This window comes from Streptomyces sp. NPDC002574, from assembly GCF_042889545.1.
Lineage (GTDB): Bacteria > Actinomycetota > Actinomycetes > Streptomycetales > Streptomycetaceae > Actinacidiphila.
Map to the genome: position 1 here is coordinate 309,903 of NZ_JBIARB010000009.1, position 17,428 is coordinate 327,330.

The window sequence follows — 17,428 nt, forward strand, 5'->3', positions numbered from 1 at the left end:
AGTCCCGTGCACCCGCCGTCGTGCGCAATCCGGTCGGCGCCCACGTGCCCGTCGCGGGGGGCCTGGCCGCCACGGGCCTGGCGGCGGCCGCCCGGCTGGGGGCGGAGGCCGTGCAGGTCTTCGTCGCCAACCCGCGCGGCTGGGCCACTCCGGCGGGCGACCCGCGGCAGGACGAGCTCTTCCGCGAGCGCTGCGCCGCGGAGCGGATCCCGGCCTACGTCCACGCCCCCTACCTGATCAACTTCGGTTCGCACACCCCCGCCACCGTCGACCACTCGGTGGTCTCCCTCCGGCACTCGCTGCGCCGGGGCAGGGACATCGGCGCGCTCGGCACGGTCGTGCACACCGGCTCCGCGACCGGCGGACGCGCGCGGGAGACCGCTCTGGCGCAGGTGCGGGAGCGGATGCGGCCGCTGCTCGACGAGCTGACGCACGACGACGACCCCTGGCTGCTGCTGGAGCCCACGGCGGGGCAGGGCTTCTCGCTGTGCGCGCTGGTCGAGGACCTGGGCCCGTACTTCGAGGCGCTCGACCACCACCCGCGCCTCGGGGTCTGCCTGGACACCTGCCATGTCTTCGCCGCCGGGCACGACCTGGCGGCGGCCGGCGGCGTGAAGGCCGTACTGGACGAACTGGTCGCCACGGTCGGCCCGGGCAGGCTGCGGCTGGTCCATGCCAACGACTCCAAGGACGTCGTCGGCGCGCACAAGGACCGTCACGAGAACATCGGCGCCGGTCACATCGGCGCCGCGGCCTTCGCGGAGCTGTTCCACCATCCCGCGGCCGCCGGTGTCCCCCTGATCGTGGAGACACCGGACGGCCCCGACAAGACGGGGATGGCCAGGGACGTGGCGACGCTTCAGGCGCTCCGGGACGTCTGACCCGACTTGTCACCGCCATGGTCAGGAATACCCCACGGGGGTATGTTGTCGTACCGGGCGGCCAAGCTCCCGTCCTTCGGACGCGCACATGAGGGAGATGCACCATGCAGCACCTCGAGCACCCGCAGGAGCCGCACACCTCCACCGCGCACCACCACCCCGCGGCGCCGGCCGGCTGGCCGGACGCCGTCCGTGCGACGCTGCACTGCCTGACCGGCTGCGCCATCGGCGAGGTCGTCGGCATGGCCGTGGGCACCGCGCTCGGCTGGCACAACGTGCCGACCATGATCCTGGCCATCGTGCTGGCCTTCGTCTTCGGCTACTCGCTCACCATGCGCGGGGTCCTGCGGGCCGGCGTGGACTTCCGCTCCGCCGTGCGGGTGGCGCTCGCCGCCGACACCGTCTCGATCATCTTCATGGAGCTCGCCGACAACGCGACGATCGCGGTCTTCCCGGGCGCGATGGACGCGACGCTCGCCGACGCGCTGTTCTGGGTCAGCCTGGCGCTGTCCTTCGTGGTGGCGTTCCTGGTCACCACGCCCGTCAACAAGTGGATGCTGGGCCGCGGCAAGGGTCACGCGGTCGTCCACCAGTACCACTGAGCGCCGGGGCGAGGGGCTACAGCTCCGGCCCGTCGCCGGGCTCCTCCTGGTACGAGTAGCGCTGCTCCGCCCAGGGGTCGCCGAGGTTGTGGTAACCCCGCTCCTCCCAGAAGCCGCGGCGGTCGGCGGTCATGTACTCCACGCCCCTGACCCACTTGGGGCCCTTCCAGGCGTACAGGTGGGGCACGACCAGCCGGGCCGGGAAGCCGTGCTCGGCGGTCAGCGGTTCGCCGCCGCGGTGGGTCGCGAATATGGAGGTGCCGGCGGCGAAGTCGGACAGCCGCAGGTTGGAGCTGAAGCCGTACTCGGCCCACACCATCACATGGCTGACCTCGGGCGCGGGCGGCGCGAGCCGCAGCAGCTCGGCGGCGGCGACGCCGCCCCACTCGACACCGAGCATGCTGAACTTGGTGACGCAGTGGAAGTCGGCCATGACCGTCGCGTACGGCAGCGCCGAGAACTCGTCGTGGTTCCAGGCGTGCTTGCCGCCGTCGGCCGTGGCACCGAAGACCTGGAAGTCCCACCGGTCGGGCTTGAACCGCGGCACCGGACCGTAATGGGTCACCGGCCAGCCCCGCTGGAGCCGCTGCCCCGGAGGAAGCGCTCCTTCGTGGCGTTCGGACCGACCCATACGTCCATGGTGACAGACCGGACGCAGTGCTACCGACCAGCGAAGGGCCGGGGACCGGCAACCGGGCCCGGGCCTTCGGAGTAAGTGTCGACTTACTGGATCACCCCCGCCCGGCGGTGCGAGGATGCCCGCATCGTGTCGATTACTCCGGAAAGGACGGGTTTGCCATGCAAGGCGACCCCGAGGTCATCGAGTTCCTGAACGAGCAGCTGACGGGCGAGCTCACCGCCATCAACCAGTACTTCCTGCACGCCAAGATGCAGGAGAACTTCGGCTGGACGAAGCTCGCCAAGTACACGCGGCACGAGTCGTTCGACGAGATGAAGCACGCCGAGGTGCTGACGGACCGCATCCTCTTCCTCGAAGGCCTGCCGAACTACCAGCGGCTCTTCCATGTGCGGGTGGGACAGACCGTCACGGAGATGTTCCAGGCCGACCGCCAGGTCGAGGTGGAGGCGATCGACCGGCTCCGGCGCGGCATCGAGGTCATGCGGGCCAAGGGGGACATCACCTCGGCCAACATCTTCGAGGACATCCTCGCGGACGAGGAGCACCACATCGACTACCTCGACACGCAGCTCGAACTCATCGAGAAGCTCGGGGAGCCGCTCTACATCGCCCAGGTCATCGAGCAGCCGGACAGCTGAGCCGTCCGCTCAGGCGGCGCTCGCCGCGGCCGGTACCGCACTGGGTGCGGGCGACACGGCCGGCAGGGCGGCGGGGCGCGCCAACGGCGACGGAGCCGGCGTCGGCGCGGAGCTCCCGGCGGCGGGCGCGGTACGGCCGGCCCAGCTCTCGCCGCGGCCGAGAAGCGCCTGGATGCGGCGGACGCACGAGCCGCAGTCGGTGCCCGCCTTGCAGGCGGAGGCTATCTGGCGCGGGGTGCAGCGGCCGGCGTCCGCATGCTGCTTGACCTGCTCCTCGGTGATGCCGAAGCATGAGCAGACGTACACGCGGACTCACCCCACTTCTCGGTTCCGGCTGAGGTTAACCTAACCTTACCCGGCCATCGAGTGGCTGAAAACCGTCGAGGGGCGCGGATCGATGTGATCCGCGCCCCTTCGCGTGGGCGTCCGCGGTCAGCGGACTGCCGGCTACTGCCCGCGGTACATCTCGGCCACGAGGAACGCCAGGTCCAGCGACTGGCTGCGGTTGAGCCGCGGGTCGCAGGCCGTCTCGTAGCGCTGGTGCAGGTCGTCGACGAAGATCTCGTCGCCGCCGCCGACGCACTCGGTGACGTCCTCGCCGGTCAGCTCGACGTGGATGCCGCCGGGGTGGGTGCCGAGGGCGTGGTGCACCTCGAAGAAGCCCTTGACCTCGTCCAGGACGTCGTCGAAGCGGCGGGTCTTGTGGCCGGAGGCCGCCTCGAAGGTGTTGCCGTGCATCGGGTCGCACACCCAGGCCACCTGGGCGCCGGAGGCGGTGACCTTCTCCACCAGGTTCGGCAGCAGGTCGCGCACCTTGCCCGCGCCCATGCGCGTGATGAAGGTCAGCCGGCCCGGCTCGCGGTCCGGGTCCAGCCGATCGATCAGCGCCAGGGCTTCCTCGGGCGTGGTCGTCGGGCCGAGCTTCACCCCGAGCGGGTTGCGGATCCGGGACGCGAACTCGATGTGCGCGTGGTCCATCTGCCGGGTGCGCTCGCCGACCCACACCATGTGCGCGGAGACGTCGTACAGTCGGCCGGTCCGCGAGTCGACGCGGGTCAGCGCGCTCTCGTAGTCGAGCAGCAGCGCCTCGTGGGAGGAGTAGAACTCGACGGTCTTGAACTCCTCCGGGTCCGCGCCGCAGGCGTGCATGAAGTTCAGCGCGCGGTCGATCTCGCGGGCCAGGGCCTCGTAACGCTGCCCGGACGGAGAGGACTTGACGAAGTCCTGGTTCCAGGCGTGCACCTGGCGCAGGTCCGCGTAGCCGCCGGTGGTGAAGGCACGCACCAGGTTCAGCGTGGCGGAGGAGGCGTGGTACATCCGCTTCAGCCGGTCCGGGTCGGGCACCCGGGAGGCCTCGGTGAAGTCGAAGCCGTTCACCGAGTCACCGCGGTAGGTGGGCAGGGTCACCCCGTCGCGGGTCTCCGTCGGCTTGGAGCGCGGCTTGCTGTACTGGCCGGCAATGCGGCCCACCTTGACCACCGGCACGGAGGCGGCGTAGGTGAGCACCGCGCCCATCTGGAGCAGCGTCTTGAGCTTGCTGCGGATCTGGTCGGCGCCGATGTGGTCGAAGGCCTCGGCGCAGTCGCCGCCCTGGAGCAGGAACGCCTCACCGCGGGCCACGGCCCCCATACGGTCGCGCAGCTGATCGCACTCGCCGGCGAAGACGAGAGGGGGATACGACTCGAGTTCCGCGATCACTCGGCTCAGCGCCTCGGTGTCGGGGTACTCGGGCTGCTGGGCCGCGGGCAGAGAGCGCCAGGTGTTGCGCCCGGCGAGGGAATCAGCGTTCACGGTCACGCACCCCACATTACGTGGTTGTGTCCGGTGCTCGGCGCACCGGACCAGTGAATGAGACGGCGATTCCACATCGCGCGTACGGCCGGTCGGGGGCCGGCGGGGTCCCGGTCAGGACCCGGTGGCGCCGGCCCGCCCGCTGAGGACCAACGCCCAGCCGAGGCACGCCAGGGCACCGGTGCACAGCAGGGTGCGCACCAGGTTCCAGCGGACCCAGGCGGCCTCGAAACGGTCGCGCACCGCGGCGGGATCGGTCACGGCGTCCGGCGGCCCCGCGGCGTCCAGCCGGTCGTTGAGCGGGATGTTGACGACGAAGGTGACGACGAGGACCAGCAGGTAGCAGAGCGTGCCCGCGACCACCCAGGGCAGGACGGTCCGGGCGCCGTCGCGGACGCAGAGCACCACGCCGGCCGCGCCGAGCAGGAGGGCGCCCGCGAGGACGAGAAGGAACCATCCGTTCTGGATGGCCGCGTTGATCCGCTGCATGGCGTCGACCAGGGTGCGGTCGCCGGTCCGGGCGAGGCCGGGCATCACGGCGACGGAGAAGGCGAAGAAGAGGCCGGCCATCAGACCGGTGGCGACCGCGGCCGCTGTGAGGACTGCGTCTCGGGTTGTCATGGCACCAGTGAAGGACCGGCACCGTGAGACGGGACATGGCCGGAAGGCTCGATCGCATACGCGAGCGTCCACGCGACGCCGCGAAAAACCGGATGCGCCGAGGCGGCGGTCCCCGCTAGCGTGCCGCGCATGGGTTGCACGTACTACATCCGGATGCGCCGGGCATAACCGCGGCGCACACCGCCGCGGCATCGGGTCCACCGTCGGAGCCAGTCCACATGTCGCGGAGTACACACCCATGTCTGACCACCAGTCCCTGGTGGGCGGCCGGCACGAGCTCGGCCAGAACTTCCTCACCGACCGCACGGTCATCGCCTCCATCGAGGCCCTCGTCGCCCGCACCAGCGGCCCCATCGTCGAGATCGGGCCCGGCGACGGCGCGCTGACCGTCCCCCTCAGCCGCACCGGCCGTCCCCTGACGGCCGTCGAGATCGATCCCCGGCGCGCGCGGCGCCTGGCCCGGCGGCTGCCGCCGGGCGCGCGGGTCGTCAACGCCGACATCCTGCGCCACCGGCTGCCGCGCGAGCCGCACGTCGTCGTCGGCAACCTCCCCTTCCACCTCACCACCCCGATCCTGCGGCGGCTGCTGTCCGCCGGCGGGTGGGAGTCCGCCGTGCTGCTCGTCCAGTGGGAGGTCGCCCGCCGCCGCGCGGGCGTCGGCGGCGCCAGCATGCTGACCGCCGCCTGGTGGCCCTGGTACGACTTCGTCCTGCACTCCCGGGTGCCCGCGCGGGCGTTCCGCCCGGCACCGTCCGTCGACGGCGGTCTGCTCACGGTCGTCCGGCGCCGCGACCCGCTCGTCGCCCCGGCCGACCGGGACCCCTACCAGGCGTTCGTCCGGCGGGTCTTCACCGGGCCGGGCCGCGGCGTGCGCGAAGTCCTCGCGCGGACCGGGCACTTCGACCGCCGGGAGCTGCACGCCTGGCTGCGAGCCGAACGCCCGGCGCCGAACGCGCTGCCCAAGCACCTCACGGCGCGGCAGTGGGCGTCGCTGTGGGAAGTCGCCACGCCCCGGCCGGCCCGCGGCCGCGAGTGAAGGTGCGCGGCGGCGGAATGCGTTATCGTGCAGAACATGTACGCACAGCAGACGCACCTGCAGTGGTGGTGGACCGCGGATCCGGCGGCCCACTGACAACGCGTACGCACTGAACTGACGCGAAGGCCGCCCGAAGGGCGGCCTTCGGTGTTCCTGCGGCCGTCCCTTCCCTGGTGGTCCCCCTGATGGACGACGACCGGACGACGGAAGGAACCGCCGTGGACGACGAGAAGAACCCGCTTTCCGCAGCAGCACTCGTGGAGCGCCTGCTGGACCCGGCCTGCCCGCCGTTCGCGCTGATCCGGCGCAGGACGCCGGGGCGCGACGCGGACACGGTCGACGTGCTGCTCGGCCCGGTCTCCTCGGTGGAACGGCTGACGGACATCGCGCTGCCGAAGGGCGCGCCGGAGGCCGGACGGCCGGTCGCCGACGCGCTGGCCCTGGTGCCGTACCGGCAGATCAGGGAGCGCGGCTTCGAGGCGCGGGACGACGGGACGCCACTGGTGGTCCTGCACCCGCGCGAGGCGTACGAGATCCCCCTGCCGGAGCTCGAGCGGGCGCTGCCCGCCCACGGGGTGCACGTGGAGCACGGCGACTTCGACGTGGACGACGACACCTACGCCGGGATCGTGGACCGGGTGATCGAGGACGAGATCGGCCGCGGCGAGGGCGCGAACTTCGTCATCCGGCGGACCTTCCGCGGGCAGATCCCGGGCTTCTCCGCGTCGGACGCGCTCGCGTTGTTCCGGCGCCTGCTGGACGGCGAGCGCGGCGCGTACTGGACGTTCGTGGTGCGCACACCGGAGCGGACGCTGGTCGGCGCGAGCCCGGAGGTGCACGTGCGCATGGCGGGCGGCACGGTCGTGATGAACCCGATCAGCGGCACCTACCGCTACCCGGCGCAGGGACCGGACATGGACGGGCTGCTCGCCTTCCTCCGCGACGTGAAGGAGATGGAGGAGCTGACCATGGTCGTCGACGAGGAGCTGAAGATGATGTGCACCGTCGGCGACCTCGGCGGCGTGGTGGTCGGCCCGCGCCTGAAGGAGATGGCGCACCTGGCGCACACCGAGTACGAGCTGCGCGGCCGCAGCACCATGGACATCCGCGACGTGCTGCGCGAGACGATGTTCGCCGCGACGGTCACCGGTTCGCCGGTGCAGAACGCCTGCCGGGTCATCGAGCGGTACGAGCCAGGGGGCCGCGGTTACTACGCCGGGGCGCTGGCGCTGATCGGCCGCGACGGCGGCGGCGTCCAGACCCTGGACTCCCCCATCCTGATCCGCACCGCGGACATCGACGCCGGGGGCGCGCTGAAGGTGCCGGTCGGGGCGACGCTGGTGCGCCGCTCGGACCCGTACGGCGAGGTCGCCGAGACGCACGCGAAGGCGGCGGGCGTGCTGGCGGCGCTGGGGGTGCGGCCGGGCGCGGCGCGCGAGGCCGGGGGGCCGCGGCGCAGGCTCGGCGACGACACCCGTGTGCAGGCCGCGCTCGCGGGACGCCGCCGCAACCTCGCGCCGTTCTGGCTGCGGATGCAGGCCCCCGCGGGTGAGCAGGAGCGGCCGGGCCCGCTCGCCGGCCGGCACGCCTTCGTGGTCGACGGCGAGGACACCTTCACCGCGATGCTGGCGCACGTCCTGCGCTCCTCGGGGCTGGAGGTGACCGTGCGCCGCTACGACGAGCCCGGCCTGCGCGAGGCCGTCCTCGCGCACCGCGGCCCGGTCGTGCTCGGCCCCGGCCCGGGCAATCCGGCGGACACCACGGACCCCAAGATGGCGTTCCTGCGCGGCCTCGCCGCGCGCCTGGTGCGCGACCACCGGCACGGGCTGCTGGGGGTGTGCCTCGGCCACGAGCTGGTCGCCGCCGAGCTGGGGCTCGCCATCGAGCGCAAGGACGTGCCGTTCCAGGGCGCGCAGACGGCGGTCGACCTGTTCGGGCGCACGGAGACGGTCGGCTTCTACAACTCCTTCACCGCGCGCTGCGACGCCAGGACGGCGGAGGAGCTGGCCATGCACCGCGTCGAGCTGAGCCGCGACCCGGCCACGGGCGACGTGCACGCCATGCGCGGGCCCGGCTTCGCCGGGGTGCAGTTCCACCCCGAGTCCGTGCTCACCCTGAACGGCACGGCGATCGTGACGGAGCTGATGGCATCGGTGGTGGTCGCCGGCTGATGCGGCGGGCGGGGCGCCGCGGCGCGAAAAGGAAGCAGCGCGGCAGAAGAGTTGAACGCGTTCAAGAAATCTGCCACGCTGCTGCCCGGCCGGACAGCCGAACGGACGGGGTGGGCGGGGACGTTGAACGGCACATGGAGTCCGCGCACGCCTGTGCCGTCCCGCACGGACAGCCCCATGATGCTCGGAGTGCTCCTGGCGGCGGCTCCGCTGGTCCTGCTGGTCCTCTTCGCCCAGGGCGCGGTCTTCGCCCGGTCCGCGATGCAGCCGTACCCAGTGGACTGCGAGGAGACCGAGACCTTCCTCGGCGGCGCGGTCCCCGCCGAGGCCACGGACGTCAGATGCCGGGACGACGGCGGAGTGATGGACCGCGGCTACCGGGTCGACTTCCGGCTGCCGGGCGAACGGGCCGGCTCACTGCTGACCGCCGCGTATCCCCGGCTGACGGACGCGGACCCCTCCCCCTGCGACGCCGACCTGTGCCTGGAGGGTGGGGACCACGACCAGTGGCGGGACCACGCACTGTCGTGGTCCATGGACGTCACGGTGACCCACCGGTCCGACGGCAGCGCGGACGTGCACATCGACGCCCACGACGTGTGAGGCCTCAGACGGCGGCGGCCGGCAGCTGGCGCGTCCGGGCGGCGGCGCGGGAGCGCCGGGGGCGGACGGCGGCGACCGGCTCCGGGGCGGGAGTCAGGGCGGGGCCGACGAGGCCGAGGACCGCGGCCAGCATCTCGGGGCCGTCGGTGGTGCCGTCGACCACCAGGTCGGCCCGGGCCCGTGAGGGCGCCACATGGGCGGCGTGGCGGTCACGGCCGGTCTGCAGGTAGTTCCGCAGCGAAAGCCGCGGGTCCTGCCGCTGGACCTCGATCTTCCGCAGGATCTTGCGTGCCAGCCGGACGTCGTCGGGGGCGTCCACGTACACCCGCCAGGCCGCCCGTGACAGGACGGCCGGGAGGGTGAGCGCGAACAGCCCCTCGACGACGACCAGGCGCACCCCGGGGCGCAGCCGCGCCGCGTCGATGGCCTCGCCGACGGCGGTCTCGTCGATGGAGCCGGGGTGGTTCCAGTCCAGGACCGCGTGCCCGCCGGCGCTGACCGTCCACACGCCCCTCAGCGGGTCGTGCGCGGGCACGTAGTGGTCGTCCAGGTGGATCAGTGCGATGGTCTCGGGACACGTCAGCGACAGCGCCTCGGCAAGCGTGGACTTGCCGGATGCGGTGCCGCCTGCGACCGCCAGTACACCCGTCATGCCGGGCGCTCCTCATGTGCTCAAGGGGGATAAACGAAGCGGCCGGACAAGCCGGGTGGAGGGAATGTACGGCCGCGTGATCGCCCATGGCAAGCGGGGAAAGCCCAGGAGACGGCAGGGAAACGAGGTGTTTACCCGAAGAAGACGCCGGCCTCGGCGTAGAGCTTCGGGTCGACGGTCTTGAGCTGCTTGGTCGCGTCCGCCAGCGGGACCCGGACGATGTCCGTGCCGCGCAGCGCCACCATCTTCCCGAAGTCCCGGTCGCGGACCGCGTCGATGGCGTGCAGGCCGAAGCGGGTGGCCAGCCAGCGGTCGAAGGCACTGGGGGTGCCGCCGCGCTGGACGTGGCCGAGCACGGTGGTGCGGGCCTCCTTGCCGGTGCGGCTCTCGATCTCCTTGGCCAGCCACTCGCCGACGCCGGACAGGCGGACGTGGCCGAAGGAGTCCAGGGTGCCGTCCTTCAGCACCATGTCGCCGTCCTTGGGCATGGCGCCCTCGGCGATCACCACGATGGGCGCGTACCGGATCTTGAAGCGGCTCTCCACCCAGGCGCAGACCTGGTCCACGTCGAAGCGCTGCTCCGGCACCAGGATGACGTTGGCGCCGCCGGCCAGGCCGGAGTGCAGGGCGATCCAGCCCGCGTGCCGGCCCATGACCTCGACCACCAGGACCCGCATGTGCGACTCGGCGGTGGTGTGGAGGCGGTCGATGGCCTCGGTGGCGATGTTGACGGCCGTGTCGAAGCCGAAGGTGTAGTCGGTGGCGGCCAGGTCGTTGTCAATGGTCTTCGGTACGCCGACGCAGGGGATCCCGTACTCGTCCGACAGGGCGGTCGCCACGCCGAGGGTGTCCTCGCCCCCGATCGCGACGAGCGCCTCCACCTCGAACTTGGCGAGGTTCTCCTTGACCCGGCGCACGCCGTTCTCCACCTTGAGCGGATTCGTGCGCGAGGAGCCGAGGATCGTACCGCCGCGCGGCAGGATGCCGCGGACGGCCGGGATGTCGAGGGGCACGGTGTCCCCTTCGAGCGGCCCGCGCCAGCCGTCCCTGAATCCGACGAACTCGTACGCGTACTCCTGGACACCCTTGCGCACGATGGCACGGATGACCGCGTTGAGCCCGGGGCAGTCACCGCCGCCGGTCAGCACGCCAACTCGCATGATCCTTCCCCTTCCCGTTCGCACCATTTGCCTGCGCCAACGACGCTAGCGTGACCGGTGTCACATGTGGGATGGGCCGTTCGGTGAAATCCCTTGGCGTGCGGGGAGGTTGGAGCGGCGGATTCACTCGTCCGAGTGCGGCAGGCGGACCAGTGCCGTGATCGCGGCGAGAAGTTATTCCTCGTCCAGACCGCGCTCGATGGCGTAGCGGACCAGCTCGACGCGGTTGTGCAACTGGAGCTTGCCGAGGGTGTTCTGCACGTGGTTCTGCACGGTGCGGTGCGAGATGACGAGCCGTTCGGCGATCTGCTTGTAGCTCAGTCCCTTGGCCACCAGGCGCAGTACCTCGGTCTCGCGGTCGGTGAGCCGCGGCGCCTCGGGCCGGTCGGCCGCCGCGGGCGCGGGGTCGGAGGCCAGCCGCCGGTACTCGCCGAGGACGAGGCCGGCCAGGCCCGGGGTGAAGACGGGGTCGCCGACGGCGGTGCGGCTCACGGCGTCGAGGAGTTCGTCCCGGCCCGCGGACTTCAGCAGATAGCCGGTGGCCCCGGACTTCACGGCCTCCAGGACGTCCTCGTGCTCACCGCTGGCCGACAGCACCAGTACCCGCAGGGCGGGGTTCTCCGCGATGACGTCCTTGCAGACCTGGACGCCGGACAGGCCCGGCAGATTGAGGTCGAGGACCAGCACCTCCGGGAGGGCGGCCTTGGCGCGGCGCACCGCCTCCGGGCCGTCGCCGGCGGTCGCCACCACGACGTACCCGGCTTCGGTGAGGTCGCGCGCGACCGCGTCCCGCCACATGGGGTGGTCGTCCACCACCATCACCTTTACGGCCATGAGCCCAATCTCCTCTCTCATTTGCCGAGCCTCAACTCGACTTCTGTCCCCTGGCCCGGCACCGACACCAGCTCGGCCGTGCCGCCGAGGTCGCGCAGCCGCCCCTGGATGGACTGGGCGACGCCGAGCCGCCCCTCCGCCTCGGCGTCGGCGAGCCGGCGCTCGGGGATGCCGGGGCCGTCGTCGCGGACGCTGACGAGGACCGCGTCGGGCGCGTCCTCCACCAGGATCCAGGCGTGCGCCCGCTCCCCCGCGTGCTTGCGCACGTTCTCCAGGGCGGCGCCCACCGCGGCGGCGAGTTCGGCGGCCGCGTGCGCGGGCAGCAGGACGGGGGTGCCGGGGGCGGCCACGGTGACGCGGGTACTGCTGAACGGGGTGAGCAGGACCCTCAGGTCGCGGGGGGTGTCCGGGTCCGCGTCCGCGTCGCGCGGGCCGGGCACCCCGGACAGCGCCGTGGGACCGCCGCTGATCAGGGCGCGCAGCGCGGCCTCCTGCTCGCCGGCCATCGTGCCCAGCGCCTCGGCCTCGCCGCCGATCTCGGTGCCGCGCCGCTGCACCATGGCGAGCACCTGGAGCACGTTGTCGTGGATGTCGCGGGCCAGCCGCTCCCGCTCACGGGTGGCGGCCTCGATCTGCAGGGCGCGGGCGAGGGTGCGCTCGCTGGCGCGGGCGACCTCGACGACGTAGCCGATCGCGATGCTGGCGATGGCCACCAGCAGCACGTTGTGGACGGTGTCGCGGGCGAGCGCTCCGCGTTCGACCATGTTGGCCCCGCCGACCAGGCAGGACGCGGCCGCCGCCCACCGCCAGCCGCCCTTGATGGCGAAGGCGAGGACCGAGCCCGCCGTCCATATCGACGGCAGGGTGGGCCCGCCGTCGACGATGCGCTGGTGCGTCTCGACGAACGGGGTGAGGAGGATACCGGTGAGCGCGATGCCGAGGTCCACGAAGAGGAAGCCGCGGGTGCACCGCCGGGGCGAGGTGACCCTGCCGAGCGTGGCCAGCGTCCACACCACGAGGACCGCCATGAAGGCCATGCCCGGCACCGGCCGGGCATGCCCCTCGTAGCCGACGACGAACAGCGCGACGGCGTAGCCGGCGGTGAGCACCCGGTAGCCCGTCAGCGCGCGCCACAGCGGCTGCTCGACGGACATGCGCACGACGCGCTCCGGCGGGCGCCCGGCCGCTCCCGCCGCCGGGCGCGCCTCCGGCCCGCCGGCCGTGTCCCTGGCCATGGGCCTCCCCCGTTCCCCCTGGCCGGGGCTACGCCCCGGGTTCTGCCTGCTGCTTCTTCGCCGCCTCGGCGATCTGGCGCTTGGCGGCGGAGGCGTAGACGTCCACGTACTCCTGGCCGGAGAGCTTCATGATCTCGTACATCACCTCGTCGGTGACCGAGCGCAGGATGAAACGGTCCTGCTCCATGCCCTGGTACCGGCTGAAGTCGAGCGGCTTGCCGATCCGGATGCCGGGCCGCATGAGCTTGGGCACGACCTTGCCGGGCGGCTGGATCTTCTCGGTGTCGATCATGGCGACCGGGATCACCGGGGCGCCCGTGGCGAGCGCGATCCGGGCCAGGCCGCCGGGCTTGCCGCGGTAGAGGCGGCCGTCGGGCGAGCGGGTGCCCTCGGGGTAGATGCCGAAGAGCTCGCCGGACTCGATGACCTTTATCCCGCTGCGGATGGCCGCCTCGCCGGCGCCGCGCGCGCCCGAGCGGTCCACCGGCAGCTGGCCGACGCCCTTGAAGAACGCCGCGGTGAGCTTGCCCTTGACGCCCGGCGTGGTGAAGTACTCGGCCTTGGCGATGAAGGTGACCTTGCGGTCGAGCACGGCGGGCAGGAAGAAGGAGTCGGAGAAGGACAGATGGTTGCTCGCCAGTATCGCGGGTCCCTGCTTGGGGATGTTCTCCATGCCCTCCACCCACGGCCGGAAGGCGGCTCGCAGGGGGTGGCCGATCGCGATCTTCATCACGCCGTACAACAACCGATGACCTCCTGTGTCTGACGGGAAGACCTTAACGCCAGATCGGGCAGGGCTCTCCCCCGGTGTGGGCCGTCCGCGTACTGTGAGGTATCGCTTTCCGCGCATTCCACCGAACAGGAGACCTACGGTGCCGCTCATGCCCGGGGCCGAGCCCTATCGCCACGACGGCGGCGACATCGGCGTCCTGCTGTGCCACGGCTTCACCGGCACTCCGCAGTCCATGCGGCCGTGGGGCGAGTACCTGGCGGGGCGCGGTCTGAGTGTGTCGGCACCGCTGCTGCCCGGGCACGGGACGCGCTGGCAGGACATGCAGGTCACCGGCTGGCAGGACTGGTACGCCGAGGTGGACCGGGAATTCCGCGCGCTGTCCGGACGCTGTGAACGCGTGTTTGTCTTCGGAATGTCCATGGGCGGTGCGCTGACACTGCGCCTCGCCGCCCAGCACGGCGCGGCGGTCAGCGGCATCGCCCTCGTGAACCCCTCGGTCAAGGCCGACAGCCATCAACTCAAGGCCGTGCCGGTGCTGAGGCACTTCGTGCCCTCGGTGCCCGGCATCGCCAGCGACATCGCGAAGGAGGGCTCCGTGGAGGTGGGCTACGACCGCACCCCGCTGCACGCGGTGCACTCCCTGAGCCGCTTCTGGAACCTGGTGCGGCGCGACCTGCCCCAGGTGACCCAGCCGCTGCTGCTCCTGCGCAGCCGGGTCGACCACGTCGTCCACCCGTCCAACTCGGCGCTCGTGCTCAGCCGCGTCTCGTCGACGGACGTGACGGAGACGGTGCTGGAGCGCAGCTACCACGTGGCCACCCTCGACCACGACGCCGAGACGATCTTCGAGCAGTCGTACGCGTTCGTGGGCCGGCTCACCGGCACCGGGCCGGCCGCGGGCGACGACGAGAGCAACGAGAAGGAGGACGCCGCACGTGGCTGAGCCCGAGGACGACCGCCGTCCGCTGCCCGAGGGCGGCGAGCCCGAGCCCAAGCCGGTCGACGAGGCCGAGGCCTGGGCGCAGATCGTGGCGGGGTACGACGCCGACCCGGAGCCCGGCACGGCGTCCTGGCCGGAGGCCGAGGACGTCGCCGAGGGCTCCTCGAAGCCCGGCCCCTTCGTCGTGCCGACGACGCCCGAGACGACCTCCATCGTCATCCACCCCGTCATCTCCGGCCCCCGCGACTACGAACTCGACGAGGACGAGGACGAGGGCCACTTCGTACCGCCGGAGCCGCCGCCGCTGCCGAACGCCGACGTCACCACGAAGTTCGCCTGGCTGGCGGCGCTGGGCGGTCCGCTGCTGATCTTCGCGTTCATCCTCTTCCAGGAGGAGATGCCGTGGTGGGCCGTCACCGTCGGCATCGGCGGATTCCTCGGCGGATTCGCCACCCTGGTCACGCGGATGCGGCCGGGCGGCGACGAGGACGACGACCTGCCGGGCGGCGGCGCGGTCGTCTGACCGCGGTCACGACACCGACGGCACCCTGAGGGCGGCCAGGACCGGAAGATGGTCCGTGGCCGCCCTCAGGTCGTTCCTGGTGATGCCCGGCAGCGACTCCGGGACGCCGCAGCCGAGGACCTCGATGCCGGACGTGGTGAAGACGGCGTCGATGCGCTGGTGCGGGTCGCCGGGCGTGGAGGTGTACTCGCCGCCCCAGGGCCGGACCGCCCGGGCGTCCTGCAGTTCTCGGGCGAGCCGGCGGAAAGTGCGGCCCTGCGGGCGGTCGTTCAGGTCGCCGCCGGCAACGGCGTGGGGCTCGCCCATCGCGGCGAGGCGGTCCAGCAGCATGCCGCCCTGCTCGTAGCGCTCGTCGGCCCGCAACGACAGATGGCAGCTCAGCACGGACAGCCGGGCGCCGCCGACGCGGACCACGGCGGTGGCGAAGCCGCGCTGGTGCAGCCCGGGGGTGCGCGGCAGCAGGACGTCCTCCGTGCGCTCCACGTGGACCCGCAGCGAGGACAGGACGAGCGGGCCGGCGGCGGTCGCCCCTCCGGTGACGGTCACCAGGCCCGAGTCGCGGGCGAGCCGGGCGGCGGCCTTGCGCCAGCGGAAGAAGCGGGGGGCCTCCTGGATCAGCGCGATGTCGGGCGCGCAGGCGCGGATGACCCGGGCGAGGGCGGCCTCGTCGTCCCTCATCGAGCGGATGTTGTAGCTCAGGACGCGGATGACGGCGGAGCCGTCCGGCTCGGTGCGGGATGCCGGCAGACCCGGCCGCGGGACCTCGCTCACGCCGTCACCCTACCCGGCCGGAACGCCGGTGCCCCCGTACTCCGCGGAAGCGGGGTACGGGGGCACCGGCACACGACGGACGGCCCTCCGGGCTAGCCCTGGCGGGCGAGGTCGGCGGCGCCGACCAGTCCGGCCTTGCCGCCGAGTTGGGCGGCGAGGACCTGGGCGTGCGGCCGCAGCTGACCGCCGACCAGCCAGCGGCGGAAGGACTTGCGGATGGGGTCGAGGACGAGCTCGCCCTCGTCCGAGACACCGCCGCCGACGATGAAGGCGGAGGGGTCGAAGAGCGAGGCGAGGTCGGCCAGTCCCGCGCCGGCCCAGCGGGCGAGTTCGCGAAACGAGTCCACCGCCACGCTGTCGCCGCCGCGCGCGGCCTGGCTGATGTGCTGGCCCTGGATGCCGTCGGGGGTGCCGTCACCGAGCGACAGCAGCAACGCCGCGTTCTCGGGCTGGGCGACGGCGCGCTGCTTGGCGTAGCGCACCAGGGCGCGGCCGGAGGCGTACTGCTCCCAGCAGCCCTGGCTGCCGCAGCCGCACAGCAGGCCGTCCGGGACCATGCGGATGTGGCCGAACTCGCCGGCCACGCCGAAGCGGCCGCGGCGCAGCTTGTTGCCGATGATGATGCCGCCACCGAGGCCGGTGCCGAGCGTGATGCAGATGACGTCGTCGTGGCCCTGGCCGGCGCCGAAGCGGTACTCGCCCCAGGCGGCGGCGTTGGCGTCGTTCTCCACCACGACGGGGAGACCGACGCGCTGCTCGACCTTGTCCTTCAGCGGCTCGTGCCGCCAGCGGATGTTGGGCGCGAAGAGCACGGTGGCCCGCTTGTCGTCGACGTAGCCGGCGGCACCGATGCCCACGGCCTCGACCGTGTGGCTCGTGCTGACGTCGTGGACGGCGGCGGCGATGGCGTCGACGACGCCTTCGGAGGTCGACGGAGTCGGCACCTTGACGATTTCGAGAATCGAGCCTTCCTCGTCGACCACGCCGGCCGCGATCTTCGTGCCGCCGATGTCGACGCCGATGGTGAGTCCCATGTGTCCCTCAGTATTCGGTCGATCCCCGCTGCGTCCAACCGTACCGGAGGGCGAGGTGCGCCCCGTTCCGCCCTTTGTTCAGTTCGCGTTCAGTCCAGGTCAATGCGCTCGCTGGACGGCCCGCCGTCGCCGGACGTCCAGCGCCGTTCCTGGCGGCTGACGGCGGCCCGGTAGGCGGCCAGCAGTTCGGCGCCGGCCGCCGCGAGGTGGTCGAAGACCTCGGGGTTGCGTTCGACGACGGGCTCGACGGCCTGCTTCACCTGGGCGATGATCCCCTGCGCGGCCATCTCGGCGGCGGGGCTGCGCAGCAGGGAGATCCGCTCGGCCACGGCCTCGGCGAGCCGTCGCAGTTCCTCCGCGGCGCTGCCCGGCTCCTGTCCGGACTGCTGCCGGCGGCGGGCCTTCTCCGCGGCGATGTCCTCCGCGCTCGCCTTGGCCCAGGCGTCGTGATCGGCCTCGGGGCGGTCGGTACGGTCCGTGGATTCGCTCATGGTGGGCTCCGTAGGGCGCTCCGGCTTTTGACTACGACGTTACCCGAACGAAGCCGGTGCGTTCAGGGGGCC

General features: G+C 72.3%; 20 protein-coding genes. 8 read left to right on the plus strand and 12 right to left on the minus strand.

Annotation, left to right across the window (positions count from 1 at the left end; all coding sequences use genetic code 11):
- The first annotated feature begins 20 nt into the window (after nt 1–20).
- Nucleotides 21–881, plus strand: a complete 861-nt coding sequence (locus ACFYXS_RS23925) for a deoxyribonuclease IV (RefSeq protein ID WP_389251686.1) — start codon at nt 21–23, stop codon at nt 879–881.
- A gap of 104 nt (nt 882–985) precedes the next feature.
- Complete coding sequence (locus ACFYXS_RS23930; protein ID WP_389251396.1) at nt 986–1,483, plus strand: DUF4396 domain-containing protein; 498 nt, start codon at nt 986–988, stop codon at nt 1,481–1,483.
- Between the two features lie 16 nt (nt 1,484–1,499).
- On the opposite strand, the gene ACFYXS_RS23935 is transcribed toward ACFYXS_RS23930, so the two are convergent.
- Nucleotides 1,500–2,114, minus strand: a complete 615-nt coding sequence (locus ACFYXS_RS23935) for a sulfite oxidase-like oxidoreductase (protein ID WP_389251398.1) — start codon at nt 2,112–2,114, stop codon at nt 1,500–1,502.
- A gap of 167 nt (nt 2,115–2,281) precedes the next feature.
- Between ACFYXS_RS23935 and bfr the strand changes: the two genes are divergently transcribed.
- Entirely contained in the window at nt 2,282–2,761 is a 480-nt protein-coding gene (gene bfr / locus ACFYXS_RS23940) for a bacterioferritin (protein ID WP_389251401.1), read from the plus strand.
- Between the two features lie 9 nt (nt 2,762–2,770).
- Here the strand turns inward: bfr and ACFYXS_RS23945 are convergent, their stop codons facing one another.
- From ACFYXS_RS23945 to ACFYXS_RS23955, 3 genes are all read right to left on the minus strand, one after another.
- Nucleotides 2,771–3,067 carry a bacterioferritin-associated ferredoxin gene (locus tag ACFYXS_RS23945; protein WP_389251403.1) on the minus strand — a complete coding sequence of 99 codons (297 nt, stop codon included), beginning with the start codon at nt 3,065–3,067 and terminating at the stop codon, nt 2,771–2,773.
- A gap of 141 nt (nt 3,068–3,208) precedes the next feature.
- Complete coding sequence (locus tag ACFYXS_RS23950; protein WP_389251405.1) at nt 3,209–4,558, minus strand: class II 3-deoxy-7-phosphoheptulonate synthase; 1,350 nt, start codon at nt 4,556–4,558, stop codon at nt 3,209–3,211.
- 108 nt (nt 4,559–4,666) lie between these two features.
- Nucleotides 4,667–5,173 carry a DUF1772 domain-containing protein gene (locus ACFYXS_RS23955; protein WP_389251407.1) on the minus strand — a complete coding sequence of 169 codons (507 nt, stop codon included), beginning with the start codon at nt 5,171–5,173 and terminating at the stop codon, nt 4,667–4,669.
- A 238-nt stretch (nt 5,174–5,411) separates the two neighbouring features.
- Between ACFYXS_RS23955 and erm the strand changes: the two genes are divergently transcribed.
- The 3 genes from erm to ACFYXS_RS23970 all read left to right on the plus strand — a co-directional run bounded on the left by erm (nt 5,412) and on the right by ACFYXS_RS23970 (nt 8,983).
- The gene (erm, locus tag ACFYXS_RS23960; protein ID WP_389251409.1) at nt 5,412–6,209 is read left to right on the plus strand and encodes a 23S ribosomal RNA methyltransferase Erm; all 798 of its coding nucleotides are present in this window, start codon (nt 5,412–5,414) and stop codon (nt 6,207–6,209) included.
- Between the two features lie 185 nt (nt 6,210–6,394).
- On the plus strand, nt 6,395–8,380 hold the full coding sequence (locus ACFYXS_RS23965) for an anthranilate synthase family protein (RefSeq protein ID WP_389251412.1): 1,986 nt from the start codon (nt 6,395–6,397) through the stop codon (nt 8,378–8,380).
- 177 nt (nt 8,381–8,557) lie between these two features.
- Nucleotides 8,558–8,983 carry a hypothetical protein gene (locus ACFYXS_RS23970; protein WP_389251414.1) on the plus strand — a complete coding sequence of 142 codons (426 nt, stop codon included), beginning with the start codon at nt 8,558–8,560 and terminating at the stop codon, nt 8,981–8,983.
- 4 nt (nt 8,984–8,987) lie between these two features.
- Here ACFYXS_RS23970 and ACFYXS_RS23975 read toward each other — a convergent pair whose 3' ends face one another.
- From ACFYXS_RS23975 to ACFYXS_RS23995, 5 genes are all read right to left on the minus strand, one after another.
- Nucleotides 8,988–9,635 (minus strand): uridine kinase, encoded by a 648-nt coding sequence (locus ACFYXS_RS23975; RefSeq protein ID WP_389251416.1) that lies wholly within the window; start codon nt 9,633–9,635, stop codon nt 8,988–8,990.
- 131 nt (nt 9,636–9,766) lie between these two features.
- Nucleotides 9,767–10,795, minus strand: a complete 1,029-nt coding sequence (locus tag ACFYXS_RS23980; protein ID WP_389251418.1) for a 6-phosphofructokinase — start codon at nt 10,793–10,795, stop codon at nt 9,767–9,769.
- Between the two features lie 174 nt (nt 10,796–10,969).
- Nucleotides 10,970–11,629 carry a response regulator transcription factor gene (locus tag ACFYXS_RS23985; RefSeq protein WP_319662094.1) on the minus strand — a complete coding sequence of 220 codons (660 nt, stop codon included), beginning with the start codon at nt 11,627–11,629 and terminating at the stop codon, nt 10,970–10,972.
- 17 nt (nt 11,630–11,646) lie between these two features.
- Nucleotides 11,647–12,783 (minus strand): MacS family sensor histidine kinase, encoded by a 1,137-nt coding sequence (macS, locus tag ACFYXS_RS23990; RefSeq protein WP_389251688.1) that lies wholly within the window; start codon nt 12,781–12,783, stop codon nt 11,647–11,649.
- Nucleotides 12,784–12,892: 109 nt separating this feature from the next.
- Nucleotides 12,893–13,609 carry a lysophospholipid acyltransferase family protein gene (locus tag ACFYXS_RS23995; RefSeq protein WP_319662095.1) on the minus strand — a complete coding sequence of 239 codons (717 nt, stop codon included), beginning with the start codon at nt 13,607–13,609 and terminating at the stop codon, nt 12,893–12,895.
- 127 nt (nt 13,610–13,736) lie between these two features.
- On the opposite strand from ACFYXS_RS23995, the gene ACFYXS_RS24000 reads away from it, so the two are divergent.
- Together ACFYXS_RS24000 and ACFYXS_RS24005 are read left to right on the plus strand one after the other, a co-directional pair.
- Nucleotides 13,737–14,540 (plus strand): alpha/beta hydrolase, encoded by an 804-nt coding sequence (locus ACFYXS_RS24000; protein WP_389251421.1) that lies wholly within the window; start codon nt 13,737–13,739, stop codon nt 14,538–14,540.
- Nucleotides 14,533–15,060, plus strand: coding sequence for a hypothetical protein (locus ACFYXS_RS24005; protein WP_389251423.1), 528 nt, complete (start codon nt 14,533–14,535; stop codon nt 15,058–15,060). The genes ACFYXS_RS24000 and ACFYXS_RS24005 overlap by 8 nt, the downstream gene beginning before the upstream one ends.
- A gap of 6 nt (nt 15,061–15,066) precedes the next feature.
- On the opposite strand, the gene ACFYXS_RS24010 is transcribed toward ACFYXS_RS24005, so the two are convergent.
- From ACFYXS_RS24010 to ACFYXS_RS24020, 3 genes are all read right to left on the minus strand, one after another.
- Complete coding sequence (locus ACFYXS_RS24010) at nt 15,067–15,831, minus strand: endonuclease/exonuclease/phosphatase family protein (RefSeq protein WP_389251425.1); 765 nt, start codon at nt 15,829–15,831, stop codon at nt 15,067–15,069.
- A gap of 92 nt (nt 15,832–15,923) precedes the next feature.
- Entirely contained in the window at nt 15,924–16,865 is a 942-nt protein-coding gene (locus ACFYXS_RS24015) for an ROK family glucokinase (protein ID WP_319662104.1), read from the minus strand.
- A gap of 89 nt (nt 16,866–16,954) precedes the next feature.
- A complete protein-coding gene (locus ACFYXS_RS24020; protein WP_319662106.1) occupies nt 16,955–17,356 on the minus strand; it encodes a DUF5304 family protein in 402 nt (133 codons plus the stop codon).
- Nucleotides 17,357–17,428: the final 72 nt, after the last annotated feature.